This is a genomic window from Nocardia sp. GCM10030253, assembly GCF_042675075.1.
GTDB lineage: Bacteria > Actinomycetota > Actinomycetes > Mycobacteriales > Mycobacteriaceae > Nocardia.
The window spans coordinates 468,453-490,716 of record NZ_JBHTDL010000006.1 but is presented as its reverse complement, the minus strand read 5'-3'; the positions used below and the strand labels follow the sequence as shown (position 1 = coordinate 490,716).

Annotated in this window: 20 protein-coding genes and 1 tRNA gene; 14 read left to right on the top strand and 7 right to left on the bottom strand. The window is 64.6% G+C overall.

What is annotated here, in order from left to right; all coding sequences use genetic code 11:
• Window positions 1–2 precede the first annotated feature (2 nt).
• From ACFQZZ_RS14560 to ACFQZZ_RS14535, 6 genes are all read left to right on the top strand, one after another.
• Window positions 3–1,727: a hypothetical protein gene (locus tag ACFQZZ_RS14560; protein WP_378679634.1), complete on the top strand. Its 1,725-nt coding sequence runs from the start codon at window positions 3–5 to the stop codon at window positions 1,725–1,727.
• A 91-nt stretch (window positions 1,728–1,818) separates the two neighbouring features.
• Complete coding sequence (locus ACFQZZ_RS14555; RefSeq protein ID WP_378679631.1) at window positions 1,819–2,739, top strand: hypothetical protein; 921 nt, start codon at window positions 1,819–1,821, stop codon at window positions 2,737–2,739.
• On the top strand, window positions 2,736–3,185 hold the full coding sequence (locus tag ACFQZZ_RS14550) for a hypothetical protein (protein WP_378679628.1): 450 nt from the start codon (window positions 2,736–2,738) through the stop codon (window positions 3,183–3,185). The genes ACFQZZ_RS14555 and ACFQZZ_RS14550 overlap by 4 nt, the downstream gene beginning before the upstream one ends.
• Window positions 3,182–4,036, top strand: a complete 855-nt coding sequence (locus tag ACFQZZ_RS14545) for a DUF2637 domain-containing protein (RefSeq protein WP_378679626.1) — start codon at window positions 3,182–3,184, stop codon at window positions 4,034–4,036. Before ACFQZZ_RS14550 ends, ACFQZZ_RS14545 begins: the two co-directional genes overlap by 4 nt.
• 1 nt (window position 4,037) lies before the next feature.
• Window positions 4,038–4,376 carry a hypothetical protein gene (locus ACFQZZ_RS14540; protein WP_378679623.1) on the top strand — a complete coding sequence of 113 codons (339 nt, stop codon included), beginning with the start codon at window positions 4,038–4,040 and terminating at the stop codon, window positions 4,374–4,376.
• Window positions 4,377–4,452: 76 nt separating this feature from the next.
• Complete coding sequence (locus ACFQZZ_RS14535) at window positions 4,453–4,908, top strand: hypothetical protein (protein ID WP_378679620.1); 456 nt, start codon at window positions 4,453–4,455, stop codon at window positions 4,906–4,908.
• A 1,526-nt stretch (window positions 4,909–6,434) separates the two neighbouring features.
• On the opposite strand, the gene ACFQZZ_RS14530 is transcribed toward ACFQZZ_RS14535, so the two are convergent.
• From ACFQZZ_RS14530 to ACFQZZ_RS14505, 6 genes are all read right to left on the bottom strand, one after another.
• A complete protein-coding gene (locus tag ACFQZZ_RS14530; RefSeq protein ID WP_378679617.1) occupies window positions 6,435–7,670 on the bottom strand; it encodes a hypothetical protein in 1,236 nt (411 codons plus the stop codon).
• A 341-nt stretch (window positions 7,671–8,011) separates the two neighbouring features.
• The gene (locus tag ACFQZZ_RS14525) at window positions 8,012–8,881 is read right to left on the bottom strand and encodes a hypothetical protein (protein WP_378679614.1); all 870 of its coding nucleotides are present in this window, start codon (window positions 8,879–8,881) and stop codon (window positions 8,012–8,014) included.
• 115 nt (window positions 8,882–8,996) lie between these two features.
• A tRNA-Val gene (locus tag ACFQZZ_RS14520) sits at window positions 8,997–9,068 on the bottom strand.
• Between the two features lie 30 nt (window positions 9,069–9,098).
• Window positions 9,099–9,578 (bottom strand): peroxiredoxin, encoded by a 480-nt coding sequence (locus ACFQZZ_RS14515; RefSeq protein ID WP_378679611.1) that lies wholly within the window; start codon window positions 9,576–9,578, stop codon window positions 9,099–9,101.
• Window positions 9,579–9,652: 74 nt separating this feature from the next.
• Complete coding sequence (locus ACFQZZ_RS14510; protein ID WP_378680552.1) at window positions 9,653–10,075, bottom strand: DUF3052 domain-containing protein; 423 nt, start codon at window positions 10,073–10,075, stop codon at window positions 9,653–9,655.
• Between the two features lie 137 nt (window positions 10,076–10,212).
• Window positions 10,213–10,770 (bottom strand): hypothetical protein, encoded by a 558-nt coding sequence (locus ACFQZZ_RS14505; RefSeq protein ID WP_378679608.1) that lies wholly within the window; start codon window positions 10,768–10,770, stop codon window positions 10,213–10,215.
• A gap of 337 nt (window positions 10,771–11,107) precedes the next feature.
• On the opposite strand from ACFQZZ_RS14505, the gene aceE reads away from it, so the two are divergent.
• From aceE to ACFQZZ_RS14465, 8 genes are all read left to right on the top strand, one after another.
• On the top strand, window positions 11,108–13,906 hold the full coding sequence (aceE, locus tag ACFQZZ_RS14500) for a pyruvate dehydrogenase (acetyl-transferring), homodimeric type (RefSeq protein ID WP_378680549.1): 2,799 nt from the start codon (window positions 11,108–11,110) through the stop codon (window positions 13,904–13,906).
• Between the two features lie 11 nt (window positions 13,907–13,917).
• Window positions 13,918–15,252, top strand: coding sequence for a PucR family transcriptional regulator (locus ACFQZZ_RS14495; RefSeq protein ID WP_378679605.1), 1,335 nt, complete (start codon window positions 13,918–13,920; stop codon window positions 15,250–15,252).
• Between the two features lie 127 nt (window positions 15,253–15,379).
• Complete coding sequence (locus ACFQZZ_RS14490; RefSeq protein WP_378679602.1) at window positions 15,380–16,294, top strand: ACP S-malonyltransferase; 915 nt, start codon at window positions 15,380–15,382, stop codon at window positions 16,292–16,294.
• 118 nt (window positions 16,295–16,412) lie between these two features.
• Complete coding sequence (gene acpM / locus ACFQZZ_RS14485; protein WP_378679599.1) at window positions 16,413–16,715, top strand: meromycolate extension acyl carrier protein AcpM; 303 nt, start codon at window positions 16,413–16,415, stop codon at window positions 16,713–16,715.
• A gap of 10 nt (window positions 16,716–16,725) precedes the next feature.
• Window positions 16,726–17,976: a KasA/KasB family beta-ketoacyl-ACP synthase gene (locus ACFQZZ_RS14480; protein ID WP_378679596.1), complete on the top strand. Its 1,251-nt coding sequence runs from the start codon at window positions 16,726–16,728 to the stop codon at window positions 17,974–17,976.
• Window positions 17,977–18,100: 124 nt separating this feature from the next.
• Window positions 18,101–19,534: an acyl-CoA carboxylase subunit beta gene (locus tag ACFQZZ_RS14475; protein WP_378679593.1), complete on the top strand. Its 1,434-nt coding sequence runs from the start codon at window positions 18,101–18,103 to the stop codon at window positions 19,532–19,534.
• 165 nt (window positions 19,535–19,699) lie between these two features.
• Window positions 19,700–21,064: a C4-dicarboxylate transporter DctA gene (gene dctA, locus ACFQZZ_RS14470; protein ID WP_378679591.1), complete on the top strand. Its 1,365-nt coding sequence runs from the start codon at window positions 19,700–19,702 to the stop codon at window positions 21,062–21,064.
• A gap of 9 nt (window positions 21,065–21,073) precedes the next feature.
• Complete coding sequence (locus ACFQZZ_RS14465; RefSeq protein WP_378679588.1) at window positions 21,074–21,562, top strand: winged helix-turn-helix transcriptional regulator; 489 nt, start codon at window positions 21,074–21,076, stop codon at window positions 21,560–21,562.
• A 1-nt stretch (window position 21,563) separates the two neighbouring features.
• On the opposite strand, the gene ACFQZZ_RS14460 is transcribed toward ACFQZZ_RS14465, so the two are convergent.
• A complete protein-coding gene (locus ACFQZZ_RS14460) occupies window positions 21,564–22,256 on the bottom strand; it encodes a nitroreductase (protein WP_378680546.1) in 693 nt (230 codons plus the stop codon).
• Window positions 22,257–22,264: the final 8 nt, after the last annotated feature.

The following is a 22,264-nucleotide window of genomic DNA, read 5'->3' as shown; positions in this document are numbered from 1 at the left end:
TCATGTCCGAACGCAGTGTGGAAGACGAACTCGTCAGCGAGACACGCAAATTCATGTCCTCGATGTCGAGCACGATGCGCCGCTACGCCCAAGCCTCGAACTGGCTGGATCGCCGCAAAGTCCGTCAGGAGATCAAGCAGGCATGGCGCCAGGAGCTCAAGCAACAGCAACTCGACCGGCGTCATCAGCTGAGCTGGACCAACTCGGCCGTCGACAAGTTCCGGGCGCACTCGCTGGCGGTGTCAGACCGCGCGAACGATCCGACCGTTGATCATGACCGCCGCTATCGCGATGCGCAGGCGATAGCCCGCCATCGCAACCAGATGGCCGATCGGGTTCTGCGTAATCCGCACCTGACCGTGGTCGAGCAGGGCATCGCTCTGGACGGCATCGACGCCGCGAGCGTGTTCCCGGAGTTCACGACCGGTGACATGTTCAGGCGTGCGCACAAGGTCAAGCGCATCGAGGCGCTGCGGTACCGCGCCCAGGTCGCACGGGCACGCGAAGCCGCGGGCATCGAACGCCCACCGGTGCAGGCCATGCGCCACGTCGACCGCGCAACTGAGCCGGACCGGACCCGGTTCCCGGCTGGAGACAGCCAGCAGGACCAGGCGTATCGGCGCTGGCTCACCGAGCGCGACGATCCCGAGCGCAGCGGGCAGCCGCCACGGACCGCTGAGCACGACGGCCGCTACAGCAGCACCGTCACCTATCTGCCGGAGGGCGCGAATCAGGTGGTGTACGAGACCAGCTCTCACGACAGCGAGGACGCGTCGGCACGCTGGACGGTCAAGCAACTGAACACGATCCGCCCCGCTCCCGGCACCACCGTGCATCTCGCCGCATACGCCGAAGACCGCGACGGTCACCCCACCCCGGTGTTTCGCGCCGAGGGTGCCCGCAGCGGCCTGGCCAAGGAAGTCGAGCAGTGGCAGGCCGGGCTCGATCAGGCGCGTGTGCAAGAGCGTGGTCTTGCCCCGAATGACGATCGGGAGCGGGAGTTTTCGGCTCTGAAGGACCGCCATCGGCTCTCGATCCAGTACAACAACGCGCTGGTTGAGCGCAACGGGAAGCAGACGGCGGATCTGGCCAAGCTCACCACCGAACGCGACGAGCTCGCCGAAGAACTGAACACGATCCGATCCGTGCACAAGGGCACCATCGCGGTGGCGGCTTCACGTGGCCGCGAGGTCTACGCACTCGTGCAAGAGCGTGACCAGTTGCGCGAAGAGCGCGACGAAGCGGTGCGCAAGCTCGCCGAGCGCACCCCGGCCGAACAGCGATACGGCAGCCCGGAACGGCAGGCTGCGCAGGCTCGGGACAACGCCCGCGGCGACCAAGAGCAGGAGCAGGGTTTCAGCCTCGATTCCGAGACTCGGCAGCGGATGGGCAAGGTGATCGCCGATGGAGTGCTGAAAGGTTCTCCCCAGGCTGAGGTCGCCCAGCGGCTAGCGGCTGTTCTCGCGGAGCGCACACCCACCGATCACCAGGCGCCGGCAGCCGAACCGGTGAAGACCCCGATCAAGGGTCACGCGTTCGCGGGCCTGATCAACGGCCGCGACCGTGAACAGGAGCCGATCGAAGAGCTTGCGCAGGAGATCGCTCGGGCCGGTGAGGCCCGCGAGGAGTCGGCGGGCCGGTCCCCTCTCGCGGACTACCAGCCAGGCCACGCGTTGGCCGACGCCGTGGCACGCAACGGACGTGACCGGGAAGGGATGGAGCGCTGAGCACCGAAACAGCCATGCCGGGCGTGCGACCGCCCGGCATGGATTGGCCCGCCACCACCTCAAACCAGCAGATCAAGAAGGAGCCGAACCGATGACTGAGAATACCCGCACCGAGCGCGCCGCCGAGCGGCACGAAGTCGAGTCCGAGACCGAGCAGCAGTTTCGCGCGGACTTCATGCACGCCTGGAGCAGCATCACGAGAGACCCCGAGGGCCACGCCCCGGCCGCTGTCATCGACTACGCCGAGTACTCGAATCCATGGCTCAGTCAACAGGACTGGAGCCACGAGTGGGCCTACCTGTCGACCGCGGCGCATCGCTGGCAGCGCAACCCCAACCGGGCCACCCGCGCCCTGGACGTCAACAGGAGAACCCTGTCGCCGATCCGGCAGCGCAGTGAGGAGCAGGCCCGCTACCTCGCCGAACACGGCATCGAACGCGACGAGGCCGGACTGCTGACCTCGCACTACGTCACTCGCGTCGAGGACCGTGCCGAGTCGGGAACGGTCGAAGACCTGACCCACCGCCCGGTCGGTACAGCGATCACGTTCATTGCCCCGGACGGCGGATGGAATGGCGGTTGGCACGCCGGGCACGACAGCGACGCCCAAGCCGCGGAGTGGGCGCATGAGGTTGTGCGCACGGCCCGCCTGGACGTCGAATCCGAAACCGTGGTGCACGTTTCCGTGGACTCGTATGACAGCGCAGGCAATCTCTGCTCCTCGATATTCAAGTGCGACGACGTGCGCGCCAACGCACTGGCCTACATCTCCGATTGGGACGACGCCATCACTGCCCGCGACGCGGCACACGACGTCGAGCGCGTCGCAGGGATGCCGTGGGCCAACGAAGCCGAAATCGGCACGAGTGCGCCGGTTCCGGTGTCGTCGACCTTCGCCGCAACGCGCACCCGCGATCTCGCCGGATCACCGTCACCGCTCGCCGAGTACAAGCCCGGCAATGCTCTGGCGACGTCGATGGCAAACATCGAGCGTGACGGAGCGGAGCGGTGAGCGCCCCCACTGTCGAGTCGACGATGCCGGCCTCCGCCACCGCCGACGTGCTGACCGCACGGCCGACCCCGCTGCACGGATTCGAGCCCACCGATACACCGAGCACCACCGCGCGGACGTCCGAGGCGACCATGCCGAGCCCGGCCCGGTCGGAAGTCGCACACGACCTGAGCGCCGCCGAGCTGGAGGCGCGGTTGATTGCCGCGCACCAGCGCACCGCGGAACTGGAACAGCAACTTGCCGCTGCCGACCGGGCACGCGACGCCGCCGAGCACCAGGTCGCGCAGCTGGAAGACCGTAACCGGGAGCTTGCCAGCGATGTGGACAACGCCCTGGATCAGCTCGATGGACACGCCCTGCACGCCGAGCAAGAACGTCTTGTGCGCGCCCCGATGTGGAGCCCGTGGGATTCGTCGTCAACCGACCGAGAGGAATTCAGCCGATGAGCGAGTATCCGTCGCACCCCAGCGACACCGTGTCGCTGGAGATGGCCGAGCCGTCGCGTGCTGTCGCCGAAGTGTCGCAACCGCCGGTATCGGCGGACTGGAATGTCGCCGAGGTTGTCGCGTTGCTGTCGCTCGCGGCGGTGATCATCGCGGCATTCTCCTGGTCCGCGATCGCGCTGCACGGTGTGGCGATGATGTCGGGGATCCCGTACGGGCTGGCGTGGGGTGCCCCGGTCATCGTGGACGGGCCGATCATTCAGGCTGCCTTCTCGTTGGTGGCGTTGAACCGGCGAGCGAAGCTCGGAGTGCAAATCCCCGCCAGCACGCGCCGGTTCTTCTGGGCCGAGCTCGCCGCTGCTGAGCTGGTGTCTTTGGTCGGAAACGGTGTCCACGCGTGGAATGCGGACGGGCTGAAATTGCCCCAACTGGCCGCTGCTGCGGTCGCGGGCGCGGCGCCGATCGCGGCGGTCGCGGTCACCCACGCCTTGACCGCACTGCTGGAGGTGCCGCGCACCCCGAGCACGGAGGCGACAACTGTTGCCCAGGTTGCGACACCGGGCGACACCGGCGCGACAGCACGCGACACCTACGCGACAACCGCCGTCGCGCAGGCGACACCACTTGAGCCGGAAGAGACCGATCCGATCGCCGAACGCGACACCGAGGTGTGGCGCCTGCATAAAACCGGGCTGTCCTATCGCGAGATCGCACCGATTGTCGGCCTGCACCCCGGGTCGGTCGGCCGGATCGTCGTGCGACTCAAGACCGAGCAGAGCAGTCGAGCCAGCGGCGAGGTTCTGCGGTTGGTCTCGGGTGAAACCACTCAGCTCGCTTTGCCGGGGAGTAACTGAAATGGCGAATTGGGGTCGTGTTGCGCGCCTGGGTTGGCGTGCGCGCAGCGAGATCACGAATCTGTGGTGGCTGCGTCGGCAAGTGCTGCGGGCCGAGCTGGTGCTGCGCGCCGTCCCGCATACCTGCGCCGGTGACGCCGTCGTGGTCTATGACCGCGGGCTTTGGTTCGACATCTACGCCCACACCCGCGACGGCCGCGCGCTCCCGTGGGTGATCGACCATCCGCACGCGGATCTGGCCGAGGCGTACCCCGGCCTCGATATCGGCTGGGTGAACGGGTTCCGATTCCCCCTCGATCAGCTGCCTGAGCTGTGGAGGAGGTACCAAAACGCCAGTTGACCGGCCCGAAGGGCAGGCGGACCCGCCTGCCCTCCCTTTTCCCACATCACCGCATCACTTATTGGAGGACATCATCATGACCAGCACATTGACCGACCTGGACCAGATCAACGCCGAGCTGATGGGCCAGGGCGCCCGCAATCCCTTCGGCCGCGATGTCGAGATCGGCACGACGGTCTCCGGCGAAATCGTCGCCGTCGTCCGGCGTCACCGCCACAACAGCCAAGGGCAGCCGCTGTATTGGGTCAACCGCAAGCCGATGGTCGCCCAGTCCGGAGACCCGGTCGTCGACTCCCAGCTGATCCTCGAGATCGAGGCCGGGAAGCGTCAGGACGCCGCCGATGACGGTTTGCGTGCGATCACCTTGGATCGCGACGTGCAGCGCGCTATCGCCGCGGGCGTGCGCCGTTCCCGCGCCGGCGGTATCGCGATCGGCGGGCGCCTGGACGGTTTGCTGTATGCCGGTCCGGTCGAGGGCGGCGGCTACGGCCGCAACTACGACCTGAGCGCCTACCTGCCGCCCGCCGAATAGATCCACCGCTCACCGAAGCCCGGCCGAGAAATCGGCCGGGCTTCTTCGTGTCTTCGGCCTCTCGGCTGTTCCTTCTCTACTGACTGTTCCCCCGGCCCCTTCCTCCGCAGGCAAAACGAGCTCGGAACGGTGGTCGCTCAAGGGTGGCCGCAGGCCATCGCCGAAGGCGACGCGACGCCAGGAGCGCCCTTGAACGATTGCCGTTCCGAGCTCAAGCTATCGAGCCGAGGAAGGGCCGACCGCGTGGTGTCGGCAGTCGATCTTGGTGCAGGTCGAGGTGCGAACGCCGCGCGACTTTCTAGCGAATCAGGCATACAAACTGGTGCGGGGTTTTCGCGCTCTCAACCACCACCCCACCCATCCCCTGAGCTGCGGTTTAGGGCGAGATTTCTGCTCACTTCCCACCCCCACCCAGTTCGACATCTCATCACCCACTGCGTGATCAATGAGATGTCGAACTGGGTGGGGGTGGGAAGTAATCAAAAATCAAAAATCAAATAGGGGATGGGTGGGGTGGTGGTTGAGAGAAAAAGAAGTGGTTGCGTTGGGTGGGCATCGGAAGGTTTGCGAGTGGGTTGCGTTGGGAGACGGTGACGGTGGTGCTGTCAGGTGGGTGTGGCTGCGGTCTAGTGCACGCGGCTGTCGTTGTAGGGCGGCTGATGATGGCGTGGTGCGTGGTGTGGTGGTGTCGCGACCTGGCGGTCGCGCGGTCTTTCGCGGGGGCGTGGTGTGTGTCCCTCTCGGTGTGGCCTGAACGAGGGCTATCACCTCGCCGCCAGGCAGCAAGGGCGCTCCTTCGTCGCGTCGCTACGCGATGGCCTACGGCCACCCTTGCCACCTGACGGCGAGGCGATCGAGACGCCATCAGGCCACACCGAGAGGGACAAACACCACACAAGCCAGCCAGCGCTACAGCCCGGGATCGCGGCCCGGGGCCGCGGAAGAGAATCCGCTCGCCGCGGGGGCAGGCCGCCCAAAAGGGTCAGCCCGGACGGCGGGCGTTGTGTTGATCTACCGCAGCAAAAATCAAATGCCTTCAGTTGGCAATCATTCAGACAATGTATGGCATCCTTCTAGCTTCCCCTCTTAAGAAGGGAAGAATCGGAACTTACCGCATAAGCGGTAATTCCAGCTTGTCGCGTAAGAGGTGATTTGGGTGCAGGTGTCAGGATCAGGCTGTCGGAAGATTGCTCGCGAATTCGCGGCGAAAACTACGCCACTCCGATTCCGCTAACTCGCTGGTGCGGGCATGAATTGATCCGTACGTCCTGCGATCGGCGCAGTGAGCCCCAGTGGTACTGGCACGGTTGTCATCGTCTCGCCCAGGCCGATGGGTCGATCGGGGCGCGACGGCGTAAAGGCGGTTTCCGCCGGGGGCAATCCTTGAGCGCTTGACGAGCTCACGACAAGCCGCGTTCAGCTGTGCGGGAACGCGAAAACTGTTCGCTCATCTGCTAGTTCACCAACTGCACCATAGAGTGCCTACGAAACAGTGACCTTGTTCCGCAGTCGATCTGCTGCTCCGATCAATCCTCGCCGTTGCCAGAGGCGATGGCCTGTGCTGCCTCGGCCATCGTGATGGCTTCCGCAGCAAGGGTGGTGGCTTTACCGCGGTACGGCTCGCCGTAGCCTTGCGCAGTGAGTGTCCATTCGACTGTTACCTCGGTAAGCGCGTGGTTGTTGAGAACCAGAACGACATCCGATCTAGGGCTCTCCCACGTCGGATGTGGGCGGAGGTGCTCTAGGTCGATGGTGATGACAACGGTGTCATTCTTGGATTCCCAAGATACGGGATAGTCCTTAAGCCTGAGAGTCTGCCAATAAGCGGGGTCAATTCCGGAGGAAAAGTGGCCTGGCGTAGCGGTTGGGAACACCGGCGGTAGTGCCTTGTCCTCGTCGAAGTGTTCGGGCCCGAGCCAGTCGACGCCGCGGACCCCGCTGATCGTGATGATGACTTGCACGTCGTTGAGGAGAGCTTGGGATTTGTTGGTCAGCTTGAAGCTCAACGCTGGCCATGCCGTTGCGGCGAGGTGATCTTCGCATTCCGCCCAACCTTTGCGGACTGCACCTTTCCAACGCTCAATGTGTTGCTCGAGCTCGTCACCACTGAGGCGCTTCGTCTCGTTGGCGAACCCAGGAACGTAGTCCCAGACTGTCGGACCGAGTATGGAAGGCGGATTGGAAAGCTTTGGCGCCTGTTCTCGGGCTTCCTGGGCGTCTCTATCCAGGTGACTTTCTCGAACCCGTGGCCCATCAGTGAAATATCTTGCCGTGCCCTCAAGTGCGAGATCGACCGCAATCGGCGGCTGGCCAGAGCTGATCTGGAGGAACTGCTGCCGGACCGTTGCCATTTCTGGGCGGTCGAGAATGCTGGTGAGCCGGTTTAGGTGATACAGCTTCACGTCAACCTTCCCGCCAAGCTGCTCAAGTTCGTCACGCTCGCCAAGTCGGAGTTCCTGGTTGGTCACGAACGCCAACCCGTCAGGGTTGTGCTCACTGGCAGTGGCGAGGTCGTCGATGAGCTTCTTCTTTATATCGCCAAACGACTGCGCCCCCCGCGGGAAGTACACCGCCATGATCCAGAGCCGCTCGTTTTTGGTGCACATTGCATCGCGACCACCGTCTCGACCGCCCAATGGATGGGAAGGGTCGATGTCCCTATACCCCTCGGCGTAAAGCACCTGCGCAGCAAGGCGTTCGGAAGGTCCCTGCCCATTAGTCCATCCGAGTAAACGGTGGTAGGTCTCGTCCCAGCGATCCACGGTGTCCTCTCCGGCAGTCCTGTCCAAGAGGTGGTCGTGAACTCCGCTTGGTCCGCAACTGCTTCCTGTGTCACTGCGAACTATCGGCGATGGCCTCAGCCCTGTTTCATCGAGACGGCAATCTCATCTGCCTCGTGTTCGCCGGGCGTTCGCGACACCACCAACACCTGCCGTCACTCGGTACACGCAGATGTTCCAGGTGTTCGGGCCCCAACGCCCAGTCTTGCTCGTCCGACACGCCAGGTCCGATCTCTCGCCGGTGTTTGCCTGGAAGTCAGATTCGGGCCGACTAGGTTTTCGTTACCGATGCTCGTGAGTGCCGTTACGACCCCACCACGATGTCACTCCACTGGAGAGGGTGCACCTTCCTCGACGATCTCGGCGTCTTCGATATCCGTGGGATGCGTCCTCTGCTCGTTGCCGACGGAAAGTTCTCGGGGTGCTTCTGGTGCAGGGAGCTCGCGCGGCCCGTGAATGAGCTGGTCGACGTTGTCGTGGATGTGAACAAGCCCCTCGAGGATGCCGCTGGTTGTATTCACCGCATCCTCGGTGCCATGAAGGAACGCGATTACAGACGCCATGGCTACCGCCGCTCGACGGACAAGGTTCGGCCGTCTGCGCATGACGGTTATACCGCTTCCGAGCAGTTGATTCGCACCTGTGGTTACGGGGGCAGCGCCGAACATGTCAATGTTGTCTAGGAGCCACGCGAGATGCTCAACCTGGTTACGAATTTGCGCCGCAAGAGATTCGGGCATGCCAGCCTCGGAGATAAGCTCCCGCCACTGGTCGAGTGACTCGCGCAACTGATCCAGGGCGCTCGGCTCGACGCGAGTTCCGTCCTCAGCAGCCATCATCCTGAACAACGACCCCAAACTGCCAAGGTGGTCCAGGGTCTCAGAAGGGATTAGGTTCGCGGCGGGGAAGGTCGAGCTGTTCCAGCCGTTTCGGCACACAATGGCGTCGTACCAGGCTGGCAGATAGCGCAAATGCCGCTCGCGGTCGCCGTCGCCTACAGGCAACCCCAGCAGGCGCTGATGGACAGCGCTCAACAGACCTACGACTTCACTGTGGCGAAGCGCGAACCCACCAGTGCCTACGTCTGCCCCGAGGACAGACTCCCAGCCCTTGGCAACGGAGGTGGCTTGGGAGTTGATGACGCGGTCGAGGATTTGGTACAGGGCTGTGGCTGGGTTGAGTGCGTCCGCCATCTAGGTCCCCTTCTTAGTCCCGCGAACCGTACCTGCTCCACGTTTGCTCCATGAAACGACTGTGGAGCAGATGTGTTGCGATAACGAAACTGATGTCTAGCTGGTACTTCTTCGGTGGGCGCAGAGGGGATCGAACCCCCGACCGCTGGTGTGTAAAACCAGTGCTCTACCGCTGAGCTATACGCCCCTGCTCCGCCGGAGATCCGACGGTAACGGGTTATGAATCTAGCGCGGCGAGCGCTTTCTCCCAAGCCGCCTGGTCACGGGGCTCTCCGGGACCGTTCATTTCGGCGAAGCGGATGATTCCGTCCTTGTCGACGACGAAGGTGCCGCGGTTGGAGTAGCCGGATTTTTCGTTGAAGACGCCGTAGTTCTCGGCGACGGCGCCGTGCGGCCAGAAGTCGGACAGCAGCGGGAAGACGTAGCCCTGTTCGGCCGCCCAGATCTTGTGGGTGGGTGGGGGGCCGACGGAGATCGCGAGGATCTCGGCGTCGTCGTTCTGGAACTTCGGTAGCTCGTCGCGGACCTTGCACAGCTCGCCCTGGCAGATCCCGGTGAAGGCGAGTGGGTAGAAGACGATGAGCACGTTCTTCTTGCCGCGGAAATCCGACAGCGTGACTTGCTGGTTGTTCTGGTCCTTCAGCGTGAAATCCGGCGCGACAGAGCCGACCTCGAGCGGGCCAACCTCAAGTGGCATCGCGAAACCTCCATCGAGTTGGGCTTGAGCCGGGCGGCGCAACGCCGCCCGGCCAAACCATAGCGAAAGACCGGTCAGCGCTGCTTCGAGGGCGCTTTCGGCTGCACCAGGCGACTGCCTGCCCAATCCCCGAGACTGATCGCCGAGGTTTGCGTGAAGCCCGCAGGCGGTGCCGATTCGGCGATCTCGCTGGGATCGACATGCCCCGAGTTTCCGGTCTTCGGGGTGAGTACCCAGACAAATCCTTCATCCGACAACTGTCCGGTGACTTCCATCAAGGCATCCACTAGATCCCCGTCACCATCGCGCCACCACAGCAACACGACGTCCATGACCTCATCGGAGTCTTCGTCGAGCAGCTCGCTGCCGATGGTTTCCTCGATCTCGGCTCGCAGGTCGTCGTTGGTGTCCTCGTCCCAGCCCAGTTCCTGGACAACCAATCCGTGAGTAATGCCAAGCTTCTGAGCGTAGTTCTGCGCGTCCGCCGCGGCGACCACGGTGGTGTCCTCCTCAACTCCAGACAATAGGTAGTTGCAAGCGAACATGGTTATCGGCTCGAGCGCAAGCTGATCGGACGAAATACCCACCGAATGTCGTGTGACAAGATCGTTGCGAGCCAATTTTCATGTCCGATTCAGCGTTTCGGGCAGGCGTCGCGGACGGCGTTGCGTGCGTCGTTGACCCGTCTGCTCGCGTCGTTGAGCGATCCGACGGGCGCTGTGTAGGTCATCTTGCGGGTCTCGGAGGCAAGCAGCCGTGCGGCGCCGACGTATTCGGAGAATTTCGCGGCCAGGTCCGGCGGCAGCGCGTCGCTCGCGGAGTTCACTCCGGCCTCCACCTTGTTCGCCGCCTCGTCGAGGGTCGAGGCGGCGGCCTCGCGCCTGCTTGCGTAGTCGGGCGCGTTGGAGTCGTGTGCGTTTATGAAGTCGTTGTACTTCGAGACGCCGACGCCGGTGGTGTTGGGGAATTGCCCGCAGTTGTCGTTGATCGCTTGCGCTTGCGCCGCGGCCCTGCGTGAGGAGGTGGCCGCGGCCGACGACGAGGCCGCCGCGGTCTTGTAGGCCGATAGGTCCGCTGCGTTCGGATTCGCCACTCCCTCTACCCGATTCGCGCATCCCGCGACCGTCAATCCGGCGACGACCGCCAGGGTCGCGCACACCAATCCGAACCCGCGTGGGTCCAGCACCTTCATCGTCCTCCCCGCTCCGGTTGTACTACGGCGGTCTCGACTCACGTTCCCTGCAGAACGGTACTGGATTTGCGGCTGACATGATGACCTGGGACACATCATCCGCAAGGATGGAGGTGCGCCCGAACCTTTCGTAAAGCGGGCGGTCCGCCAACCACGCGTGCCCGCCCGGGGAAACAGACGCCATCACATGTCCACCCCTGTACGAGGAGCAGATTTGACCGACCTGATCCACTCTTCCGCTGCAGCGAAATCCGCTGTGCCCAACTCCGAGACCGCCCCTGCCCTAGGCCGCGATCCGCACGGATCGTCTGCCGCTCCGGCAGGCGGCCGCGTCCGGGTGATCCGCGAAGGGGTGGCGTCCTACCTACCGGACATCGACCCGGAGGAAACCTCCGAATGGCTCGAATCGTTCGATGAGATGCTCGACCGGGAAGGTCCGGGCCGCGCGCGTTATCTGATGCTCCGGCTGTTGGAACGTGCCGGTGAGCGTCGGGTCGCCATCCCCGCCTTGACTTCGACCGACTACGTCAACACGATTCCCACCGAGAACGAGCCGTGGTTCCCCGGCGACGAAGAGGTGGAGCGACGCTTCCGTGCCTGGATCCGCTGGAATGCGGCGATCATGGTGCATCGCGCGCAACGTCCGGGAATCGGCGTCGGCGGACATATTTCGACCTACGCGTCCTCGGCGGCGCTCTACGAGGTCGGCTTCAACCACTTCTTCCGCGGCAAGGATCATTCCGGCGGCGGTGACTCGATCTTCATCCAGGGCCACGCCTCGCCGGGTATCTATGCCCGCGCCTTCCTCGAGGGCAGGCTCAGTACCGATCGGATGGATGGCTTCCGGCAGGAGTACAGCCACGGCGGACCCGGCCACGGCCTGCCGTCGTACCCGCACCCGCGGTTGCTGAACGACTTCTGGGAGTTCCCGACGGTGTCCATGGGTCTCGGCCCGATGAATGCCATCTACCAGGCGCGGTTCAACCATTACCTGCACGATCGCGGCATCAAGGACACCTCCGATCAGCATGTGTGGGCGTTCCTCGGCGACGGCGAGATGGACGAGCCGGAGTCGCGCGGTCTCGCGCATGTCGCGGCCTTGGAGGGCCTGGACAATCTGACCTTCGTCGTCAACTGCAACCTGCAGCGCCTCGACGGCCCGGTTCGCGGCAACGGCAAGATCATTCAGGAACTCGAATCGTTCTTCCGCGGTGCGGGCTGGAACGTCATCAAGGTGATCTGGGGCCGGGAGTGGGACGCGCTGCTGGGCGCCGACCGCGACGGCGCGCTGGTGAACCTGATGAACACCACCCCAGACGGCGACTTCCAGACCTACAAGGCCAATGACGGTGCCTACGTCCGTGACCACTTCTTCGGCCGCGACCCGCGGACCAAGGCCCTGGTCCAGGACCTGTCCGACGAAGGCATCTGGAACCTCAAGCGCGGTGGTCACGACTACCGCAAGGTCTATGCCGCGTATGCGGCCGCGATGGCGCACAAGGGCCAGCCGACGGTGATCCTGGCCAAGACCATCAAGGGCTACACCCTCGGCAAGCACTTCGAGGGCCGCAATGCCACGCACCAGATGAAGAAGCTGACCTTGCAGGACCTCAAGGACTTCCGTGACCTGCAGCGGATTCCGATCAGCGACGCCGAGCTGGAGAAGGATCCGTACCTGCCCCCGTACTACCACCCGGGGATGGAGGCGCGCGAAATCCAGTACATGCTGGATCGGCGCAAGGCCCTCGGTGGTTACCTGCCCGAGCGGCGCACGGCAGCAAAGCCTCTGCAACTTCCCGGCGACGAGGCGTACAAGTCCGTGCGCAAGGGTTCCGGCAAGCAGAACGTGGCCACCACCATGGCTCTGGTTCGGCTCATGAAGGAGCTGCTGCGGGACAAGGAGATCGGCAAGCGGATCGTGCCGATCATCCCCGACGAGGCCCGCACCTTCGGTATGGACTCGTGGTTCCCTTCGTTGAAGATCTACAACCGAAACGGCCAGTTGTATACCTCGGTCGACGCGGAATTGATGCTTGCCTACAAAGAGAGCTCCGTCGGGCAGATCCTGCACGAGGGCATCAACGAGGCCGGATCGACCGCGTCGTTCACCGCCGCGGGCACGTCGTACGCGACGCACGGCGAGCCGATGATCCCGCTGTACATCTTCTACTCGATGTTCGGCTTCCAGCGCACCGGCGACGGACTATGGGCGGCGGCAGACCAACTGGCACGTGGATTCGTGCTCGGAGCAACCGCAGGGCGAACCACGCTGACCGGCGAGGGTCTACAGCACAACGACGGCCACTCGCTGCTGCTGGCCTCGACCAACCCGGCCGTGGTCACCTACGACCCCGCGTTCTCGTTCGAGCTCGCGCATATCGTGCGGGACGGCTTGCGCAGAATGTACGGCGGCGGTACCCCTGAAGCCGGGCCAGGCGCGGTGCCCGGGGCCGTTTCGCACGGCGGGAAGTCGACAGGTGACTTCGGCGGCGAGGACATCTTCTACTACATCACCCTGTACAACGAGCCCTACCAGCAGCCCGCGGAGCCCGACGACCTCGATATCCCCGGTCTGCTCAAGGGTATTTACCTGTACAAGCGTGGTGCGGCAGGCGATGTGCGCGCCCAGATCCTCGTCTCCGGCGTCACCGTGCCGGACGGTTTGCGGGCGCAGGCGCTGCTCGCCGAGGAGTGGGGCGTGCAGGCCGACGTCTGGTCGGTGACCTCGTGGGGCGAACTCCGCAAGGAGGCGCTTGCCAAGGAAATCGCGAAGTTGCGCAACTCGGGCACCGATGTGGGCGTCCCGTACGTCACGCAGGCGCTGTCCTCGGCCGAAGGGCCGATCGTCGCCGCGACGGACTGGATGCGCGCGGTGCCCGACCAGGTCCGCCAGTGGGTGCCCGGTGACTTCACCACTCTCGGCACCGATGGTTTCGGTTTCTCCGACACCAGGCCTGCCGCGCGCCGGGTGTTCAACGTGGACGCGCAATCTATCGTCGTCGCGACCCTGGCCGGACTCGTCCGGACAGGAAAGATCGACTCCGCCAAGCTGGCCGAGGCAGCGGCGAAATACCGCATCGATGATGTGGACGCCGCGCCGAAGTCGGTGGCAAGCGGCGACGGCGACGGCGAGTAGCGGACGATTGGATGGTGGACCGTAAACCGCCGCGGCCGCGTCGGATCTCCGAGGGCTCTTCCGAGCACGAGGTGTATCTGCCGACGGGCGCGCTATCCCCGAACCGGCAAAACCGAGACCCGCTACCCGACACGTTGCTCAAACGTGTGAAGCAGTTCTCTGGTCGACTCTCCACCGAGGCGGTGGGGTCGATGCAGGATCGGTTGCCGTTCTTCGCCGATCTGGATGCCGCGCAGCGCGCTGGCGTCCAGATGCTGGTGCAGACCGCGGTGGTGAACTTCCTGGAGTGGCTGCAGGATCCCGACAGCGACATCAGGTTCAGTCTGGATGCCTTCCAAGTGATTCCGCAGGATCTGGCGCGGCGGCTTACGCTGCGCCAGACCGTGGACATGGTCCGGGTGGCCATGGAGTTCTTCGAGCAGTGGCTGCCCGCGCTGGCGCGCAACGACCGGCAGCTGGTCGCGCTCACCGAGGCGGTCTTGCGGTACGGGCGTGAGCTCGGGTTCGCCGCCGCCTCGGTGTACGCGAGCGCCGCGGAATCCCGCGGCGCGTGGGACACCCGCCTCGAGGCGCTCGTCGTCGACGCCGTCGTGCGTGGCGATACCGGACCGGACATGCTGTCGCGGGCCGCGACGTTGAATTGGGACGCCACCGCGCCCGCGACGGTGCTGGTCGGCACTCCGCCCGGAGATCAGGGCGTCGGGATGGTCGGGTCGGTGCACAGCATCGCAGCCAGGCACGGCCGTGCGGCGCTCGCCGTGGTGCAGGGATCGCGGCTGGTGATGGTCGTCAGCGGGAATCTCGGCGAAAGTTCCTATATATCGCCGTTCCTTGCGGACCTGCTTGCCGAGGTCTTCTCCGATGGGCCGGTGGTGATCGGTCCGACCACTCGAACCCTGGGTGCCGCGCACGCGAGTGCGGTGGAAGCGCTGGCTGGCATGGAGGCCGTTGTGGGCTGGCGGGGGGCGCCCCGCCCGGTGCACGCGACGGAATTGTTGCCCGAACGCGCATTGCTCGGCGATCGAGGTGCGGTGGACGCGTTGAACGAGTATCTTGTCCTTCCGTTGGCCGCGGCGGGATCGTCGCTGGCGGACACTCTCGAGGCCTATCTGGATTGCGGTGGCGCTGTCGAGACGTGTGCCCGTCAGCTGTACGTCCATCCAAATACTGTTCGCTACCGCCTCAAACGGATTGCCGAAGTTACGGGACGTGATCCGATGAATCCGCGGGACGCGTATGTGCTCCGAATCGCATCCACAGTGGGTCGTTTGACACGAACCCGTAACGAATCGTCAACACCTACCCCAGAGGCAACTCACATTGCTATGGGTCACGAGGGCCTGTAACGCATCGTGTGAACCTGTCGATCGGGACAACTCACGTGGCCTTTTGTGGGACTCCCACAAAAGGCCACGGCAAGCTTCATTCGCGTCGACATCTCCTGCGGCCTGCCTCACAGTGTTTTCTTAGAGAGTGATCGCGTTGTTCGCCCCTGGACAGGGGTCCCAGACACCCGGCATGCTCGCGCCTTGGCTCGACCTCCCCGGCGCGACAGATCGACTCGCCCTCTGGTCCAAGGCCGCCGGCCTGGATCTGATTCGTCTCGGTACTACCGCGACGGCCGAGGAGATCACTGACACTGCCGTTACCCAACCACTCGTTGTCGCCGCCGCGCTGCTTGCCTTCGCGGAGATCGACCCGAATTCACTTCCGGCGGCTACGATCGTCGCTGGACACTCGGTCGGCGAACTCGCCGCAGCCGCTGTCGCCGGAGTCATCACTCCGGACGAGGCGGTTACCCTGGCAGCTATCCGCGGTGCGGAGATGGCCAAGGCGTGCGCGCTGGAGCCCACCGGAATGTCCGCGGTGCTCGGTGGCGATGAAGCCGCCGTGCTGGCTCGGCTCGCGGAGCTCGACCTCGTTCCGGCCAACCGGAACGCGGCGGGCCAGATCGTCGCCGCGGGTCGACTGGATGCCCTGGCGGAACTCGCCGCGAACCCCCCCGAGAAGGCTCGGGTGCGTGCGCTGCCCGTCGCGGGAGCTTTCCACACCGCATTCATGGGCCCGGCTCAGGACGCTGTGACGGAAGCCATAAGTCAGATCGTGCCGAATGAGCCGACTCGGACCCTACTGTCGAACTTCGACGGCAAGCCGGTCGCCTCGGGAGCGGACGCCATCGCTAAGCTCGCGGCGCAGGTCACCCGGCCTGTCCGTTGGGATCTGTGCACCGAAACCACCAGGCAAGCCGGTGTTTCGGCAGTGGCGGAGCTGCCACCGGCGGGCACACTCGTCGGCATCGCAAAACGGGAACTGAAGGGCACGCCCACGCTGGCCCTGAAGACCCCGGAAGATCTCCCCGCGTTGGCCGGACTCACGAGTTCCGGCTAGCTTTCCTCGCGGCCGTGTACCGAAAATGCACGGTCGTGACCGAGTCGGTGGTAACTATCGCCGTTCTCGAACCGAAAAAACCAGTAGCCCTACACGAAAACAAGAAGGGAGCCACACAGTGGCCAGCCTGACCCAGGAACAAATCGTCGAGGAACTCGGCAAGATCATCGAAGAGGTAACGGGTATCGAACCCTCTGAGGTGACGATCGAGAAGTCCTTCGTCGATGACCTGGACATCGACTCGCTGTCCATGGTCGAGATCGCAGTCCAGACCGAGGACAAGTACGGCGTGAAGATCCCCGACGAGGATCTGGCCAGCCTGAAGACGGTCGGCGACGCAGTCGCCTACATCCAGAAGCTCGAGGCGGAGAACTCGGAAGCCGCCGCGGAGCTCAAGGCCAAGTTCGACAACGCCGAGTAGGGCCGACACTGTGACCACTCCTTCCACCTTGAACGGGAACTTCCCCAACGTCGTCGTCACGAGCATGGCGGCGACCACGTCGATCGCTGGTGACGTCGATGCGACGTGGAAGGGACTCCTCAACGGCGAGAGCGGTATCGACGTTCTCGAGGATTCCTTCGTCGAGGAATACGACCTTCCGGTCCGCATCGGCGGTCACCTGAAGGTCCGGCCCGACACCCTGCTGACCCGAGTCGAGTGCCGGCGCATGGCCTACGTCGAGCAGCTCGCGACCGTCCTCGGTCGCGAAGTCTGGCGCAACGCAGGCAGCCCGGAGGTCGATCCGGAACGTCTGGGTGTGGCCATCGGCACCGGGCTCGGTGGGGGTGACGCCCTCATCGACTCGGTCGACAAGCTGAAGAACGGTGGCTATCGCAAGATTTCGCCGCTGGCTGTTCAGATGGTCATGCCGAACGGTCCTTCGGCCGTTGTGGGTCTCGAATTGAAGGCCAGGGCAGGAGTGGTCACTCCGGTCTCGGCATGCTCGTCCGGCTCCGAGGCCATTGCCAACGCGTGGCGCATGATCGTGATGGGTGACGCGGATATCGTCGTCACCGGTGGCGTCGAGGGTTTCATCGACGCGGTGCCGATCGCGGCGTTCACCATGATGCGTGCGATGAGCACCCGTAACGACGACCCGAAGGGCGCGTCGCGTCCGTTCGACAAGGATCGTGACGGGTTCGTCTTCGGTGAGGCCGGTGCCCTGATGGTCGTGGAGACCGAGGAGCACGCCAAGGCGCGTGGCGCCACCATCCATGCGCGGTTGCTTGGTGCGGGTATCACCTCTGATGGCTTCCATCTCGTCGCACCTGCTCCGGACGGTAACGGCGCGGCGCGGGCGATGACTCGGGCGATGCAGACCGCGGGTTTGACGAAGAAGGACATCACCCACGTCAACGCGCACGCCACCGCCACTCCGATCGGCGATACCGCCGAGGCGCGGGCGATCAACCTGGCCGTGGGTAACCACGCCTCGGTGTACGCGCCGAAATCAGCACTTGGTCACTCGATCGGCGCCGTGGGTGCCCTCGAGTCGGTGCTCACCGTGCTCAGCATCCGGGACGGGATCGTTCCGCCGACGCTGAACCTGGAAAACCAGGATCCGGAGATCGATCTGGACGTGGTGCACGGCGAGGCTCGCCGCCAGGAGATCGAGTACGCGATCAACAACTCGTTCGGTTTCGGTGGGCACAATGTCGCGCTCGCCTTCGGTCGGGCATAGCCGCCCGCATCGACTGCACAACGATCCCGGTGGGGTCGGCCAACTGAATTGGCTCGACCCCACCGTGGTTCGACATACGCAGCCGCGGCAGCGGCGCACTTCACAGAAGTGAGGAGAAAACGCGATGACAATTATGGCTCCCGCGTTTCAGCCCGAAACAGCGACGGACCCGCGTGACCCGCTGGGTCGGTTGCAGCGCTTCTTCGACCCGGGCACCGTCCTTCCGCTACACCCGCGCGACAAGTCCGGTGTGCTCGCCGCTATCGGTGAGGTCGACGGCGTCCGCACCGTCGCCTACTGCTCCGACGCCACTGTCATGGGCGGCGCGATGGGCGTGGAAGGCTGCAAGCACATCGTCGATGCGATCGACACCGCCATCGACTCCGCCGTTCCGGTCGTCGGCATCTGGCACTCCGGCGGCGCCCGGCTCGCCGAGGGTGTCGAGGCGCTGCACGCCGTCGGTCTGGTCTTCGAGGCTATGGTCCGGGCATCCGGCCTGGTCCCGCAGATCTCGGTGGTGCTCGGCTTCGCGGCAGGCGGCGCGGCCTACGGCCCCGCACTGACCGACATCGTGATCATGGCGCCCGAGGGACGGATCTTCGTGACCGGTCCCGACGTGGTGCGCAGCGTCACCGGTGAGCAGGTCGACATGGCCACCCTCGGTGGCCCGGAGACCCACGGCAAGAAGTCCGGCGTCACCCACATCGTCGCCAACGACGAGGCCGATGCGCTGCATCGGGGTCGCAGGCTGGTGTCGATGTTCGCCGAGCAGGGCGAATTCGACCTGCTCGCGGCCGAACACGGTGACGTCGACCTGAAGGCGATGATGCCGGAGTCGGCCAAGCGCGCCTACGACGTCAAGCCGATCATCCACGAGCTGCTCGACAACGTCGACGGTGAGTCGTCGTTCGAGGAGTTGCAGGGTGGCTACGCCCGCAGCATCGTCACCGGTCTCGGTCGGCTCGCCGGTCGCACGGTCGGTGTGCTGGCGAACAACCCGATCCGGCTCGGTGGCTGCCTGAATTCCGAAAGCGCCGAGAAGGCCGCGCGGTTCGTGCGGCTGTGCGACGCCTTCGGTATCCCGCTGGTCGTCGTCACCGACGTCCCCGGCTACCTGCCCGGCGTCAGCATGGAATGGGAAGGCGTCGTGCGGCGTGGCGCGAAGCTGCTGCACGCGTTCGCCGAGGCTCGGGTGCCGCGCGTCACGCTGGTCACCAGGAAGATCTACGGTGGCGCCTACATTGCGATGAACGCCCGCTCGCTCGGCGCGACCGCGGTGTACGCATGGCCCGGGTCCGAGGTCGCCGTGATGGGCGCCAAGGCCGCGGTCGGCATCCTGCACAAGAAGGCGCTGGCCGCCGCGCCCGAGGACGAGCGTGAGGCACTGCACGAACGCCTCACAGCCGAGCACGAGCAGATCGCCGGTGGCGTCGAGCGTGCCATCGCGATCGGTGTCGTCGACCAGGTCATCGACCCGGCGAAGACACGCAGCATCATCGCCGCCGCGCTGGCAGCGGCACCGGCTCGCAAGAGCCATCACAAGAACATTCCGCTGTAAGGCGGGACGTAGCACTGAAAGTGGGTCTCGGGAACTTCCCGGGGCCCACTTTCGTACTTATTGTTCGACGCGTACGACCTGGCTCGACAGTCGTATATCGATGGGGTTTCCGCGCAGCAATATCGGCGAAACGTTCGCGATATGAAGCGTTCGTACGTTGCCGCCATGAACGTGACGATCGAACCCGCTGCCGAGCCGGGTACGCAGGTAGTGCGTAAACCATCTCGGTATCGCTCGCTATTTGTGCAATTGCTGGTGGCGATCGTCGCGGGCATCGTCGTCGGCAAGGTGTGGCCGGGCTTCGGAGCGGATCTCAAACCGCTGGCCGACGGGTTCATCAAGCTGATCAAGATGGTGATCGCGCCGATCATCTTCTGCACCGTGGTGCTCGGTATCGCGCATGTCGGGGACATGAAGGCGGTCGGGCGCATCGGGGTGAAGGCGCTGATCTACTTCGAGGTCATCACCACCTTCGCGCTGCTGTTCGGGTTGGTGGTCGGCAATCTGGTGAAGCCGGGTGCGGGGTTTCACGTCGATGCGCGGACGCTGGCCTCCGGGGCGGACAAGATCGCGCAGAAAACCAAGAACGGGGAACTTCCGCACACCGTCGACTTTCTGCTGAATATCATTCCGACGTCGGTGATTTCGGCGTTCGCCGAGAACGCGCTATTGCAGGTGCTGTTCTTCGCAGTGTTGTTCGGGTTGGCGCTGGCGAAGTTCGGCGAGCACGGGCCGCCCGTCATTCTCGAGGCCGTCGACCATATCGGGCGGATCTTCTTCACCATCATCGGCTGGATCATGAAGTTGGCGCCTATCGGCGCATTCGGGGCGATGGCCTACATCGTCGGCCAGTACGGGCTGTCCGCGCTCGGCAGCTACGGCAAGTTGATTGCCTGCTGTTACCTTGCGGCGCTGCTGTTTCTGGTTGTGCTCGCGGTGGTGGTGCGGGTATTCGCGGGGGTGAACCTGTGGAAGCTCGTGAAGTACATCAAGGACGAGCTGTTTCTGGCGCTCGGCACCGCGTCGACCGAGGTCGTGCTGCCGCGGATCATGATCAAGCTGACCGAGGCGGGCTGCTCACGGGCGACTACCGGATTGGTTGTGCCGACCGGATATTCGTTCAATCTCGATGGGGCGACGCTGTATCTGTCCATCTGCGTGCTGTTCTTGGCGCAGGCGCTCGGGGTGGATCTGAGTCTTGGCGAGCAGATAACCGCGGTCGGGGTGCTGATGCTGACGTCCAAGGGCATGGCGGGTGTGCCCGGCTCGTCGTTCCTCGCGCTGTCGGCGACCATCAGCGCGATCGGGCACGGCTCGATTCCGGTCGCGGCCGTCGCGTTGCTCCTCGGCGCGGATCGGCTGATGGATTCGATGCGGGTGACGGTGAATCTGCTCGGCAACTGCGTTGCCACGTTCGTCGTCGCGAAGTGGGAGGGGCAGCTGGATTCGGAGCGGATGCGCAAGGTGCTCGACGGGGAGGAGGTGCGGCCGCTCGAGGACGCCGAACCGATCGCCGGTTTCGCTGAGTAGCATCGAGAGGTGCGTTACGAGGAACTTGCCGAGGTGCCGTGCTCGATCACGCGCCCGCTCGTGATCTTCGGCGACCGTTGGACCCTGCTGATCCTGAAGTATTCGTTCTCGGGCATCCGCCGGTTCAACGCCTTTCAGAGCACGCTCGGCATCTCCCGCAGTCGACTGCAGGATCGGCTCGATCGGTTGATCGAGCACGGGATTCTGGTGAAACAGAAGGCGGCCGAGGGGGCTCATGAGGAGTACCGCCTCACGCCGAAGGGCCACGACATCTATCCGATCCTCATGGCGATCCGGGACTGGGGCGACGCCCACATGGCGCCGGACGGCCCGCCGGTGGAGTACCGGCATCGCGAGTGCGCCGGTGAGGCGCACGTGCAGCTCGAATGCGATGTGTGCGGGGCCGAGCTCACCGCTCGCGACGTGACACCGCTGCCAGGGCCGGGGCTCGGGGTTGCCGAGGCGTCATCCGGGGTGCGCAGTCCCGGCTACCGCTGATTCAGTCGGCCCAGATCGCAACGTGCCGGTGGTCTTCGCGTGCGGTGCGGAAGGCGTTGACCGGGTGGTCGAGGTCGGGGTAACCGAACGAGATGCCCGCGACTACTCGCCGCTGATCCGGGATGCCGAAGTACTCGCGCAGGAATGGTGCGTAGGACGCGAGTGCGGCTTGCGGCGCGGCTCCCAGTCCGAGGCTCTGCGCACCGAGGAGGAAGTTGCCTATATAGAGGCCACAGTCGACGGCGCCGTAGACACCGAGGTCGGCTTCGGAGGTGATGATCGCGACGTGCGGTGCGTCGAAGAGTTCGAAGTTGCGCAGCGCTTGGCGCATCGTCCGCTCGTGGTCGCCCTTGGTGATCCCGACACTGTCGTAGAGCCGCATGCCGCACTCGCGCCTGCGGTCCCGATAGACCCCGGTGTACTGCGTGGGGAATGCGAAATCCGGTTCCGGCGTGGACTTTTCGATATGGGCGAGCAGCTCCTTGCGAAACCGATCGGTCCCGGCCCCCGCGGTCACGACGACCTGCCAGGGCTGGGTATTGCACCACGAGGGAGTCCGCTGTGCCAGCCGCAGCAGCGACTCGATGGTCTCGCGCGCCACCGGCTCCGACAGAAACTGCCTGCAGGTCCACCGGTCGTCGAGTATTCGGGACAACGTAGCGAACTGCTCGGGGTCATTGCTGGTCGGCGCCATGGCTTCGA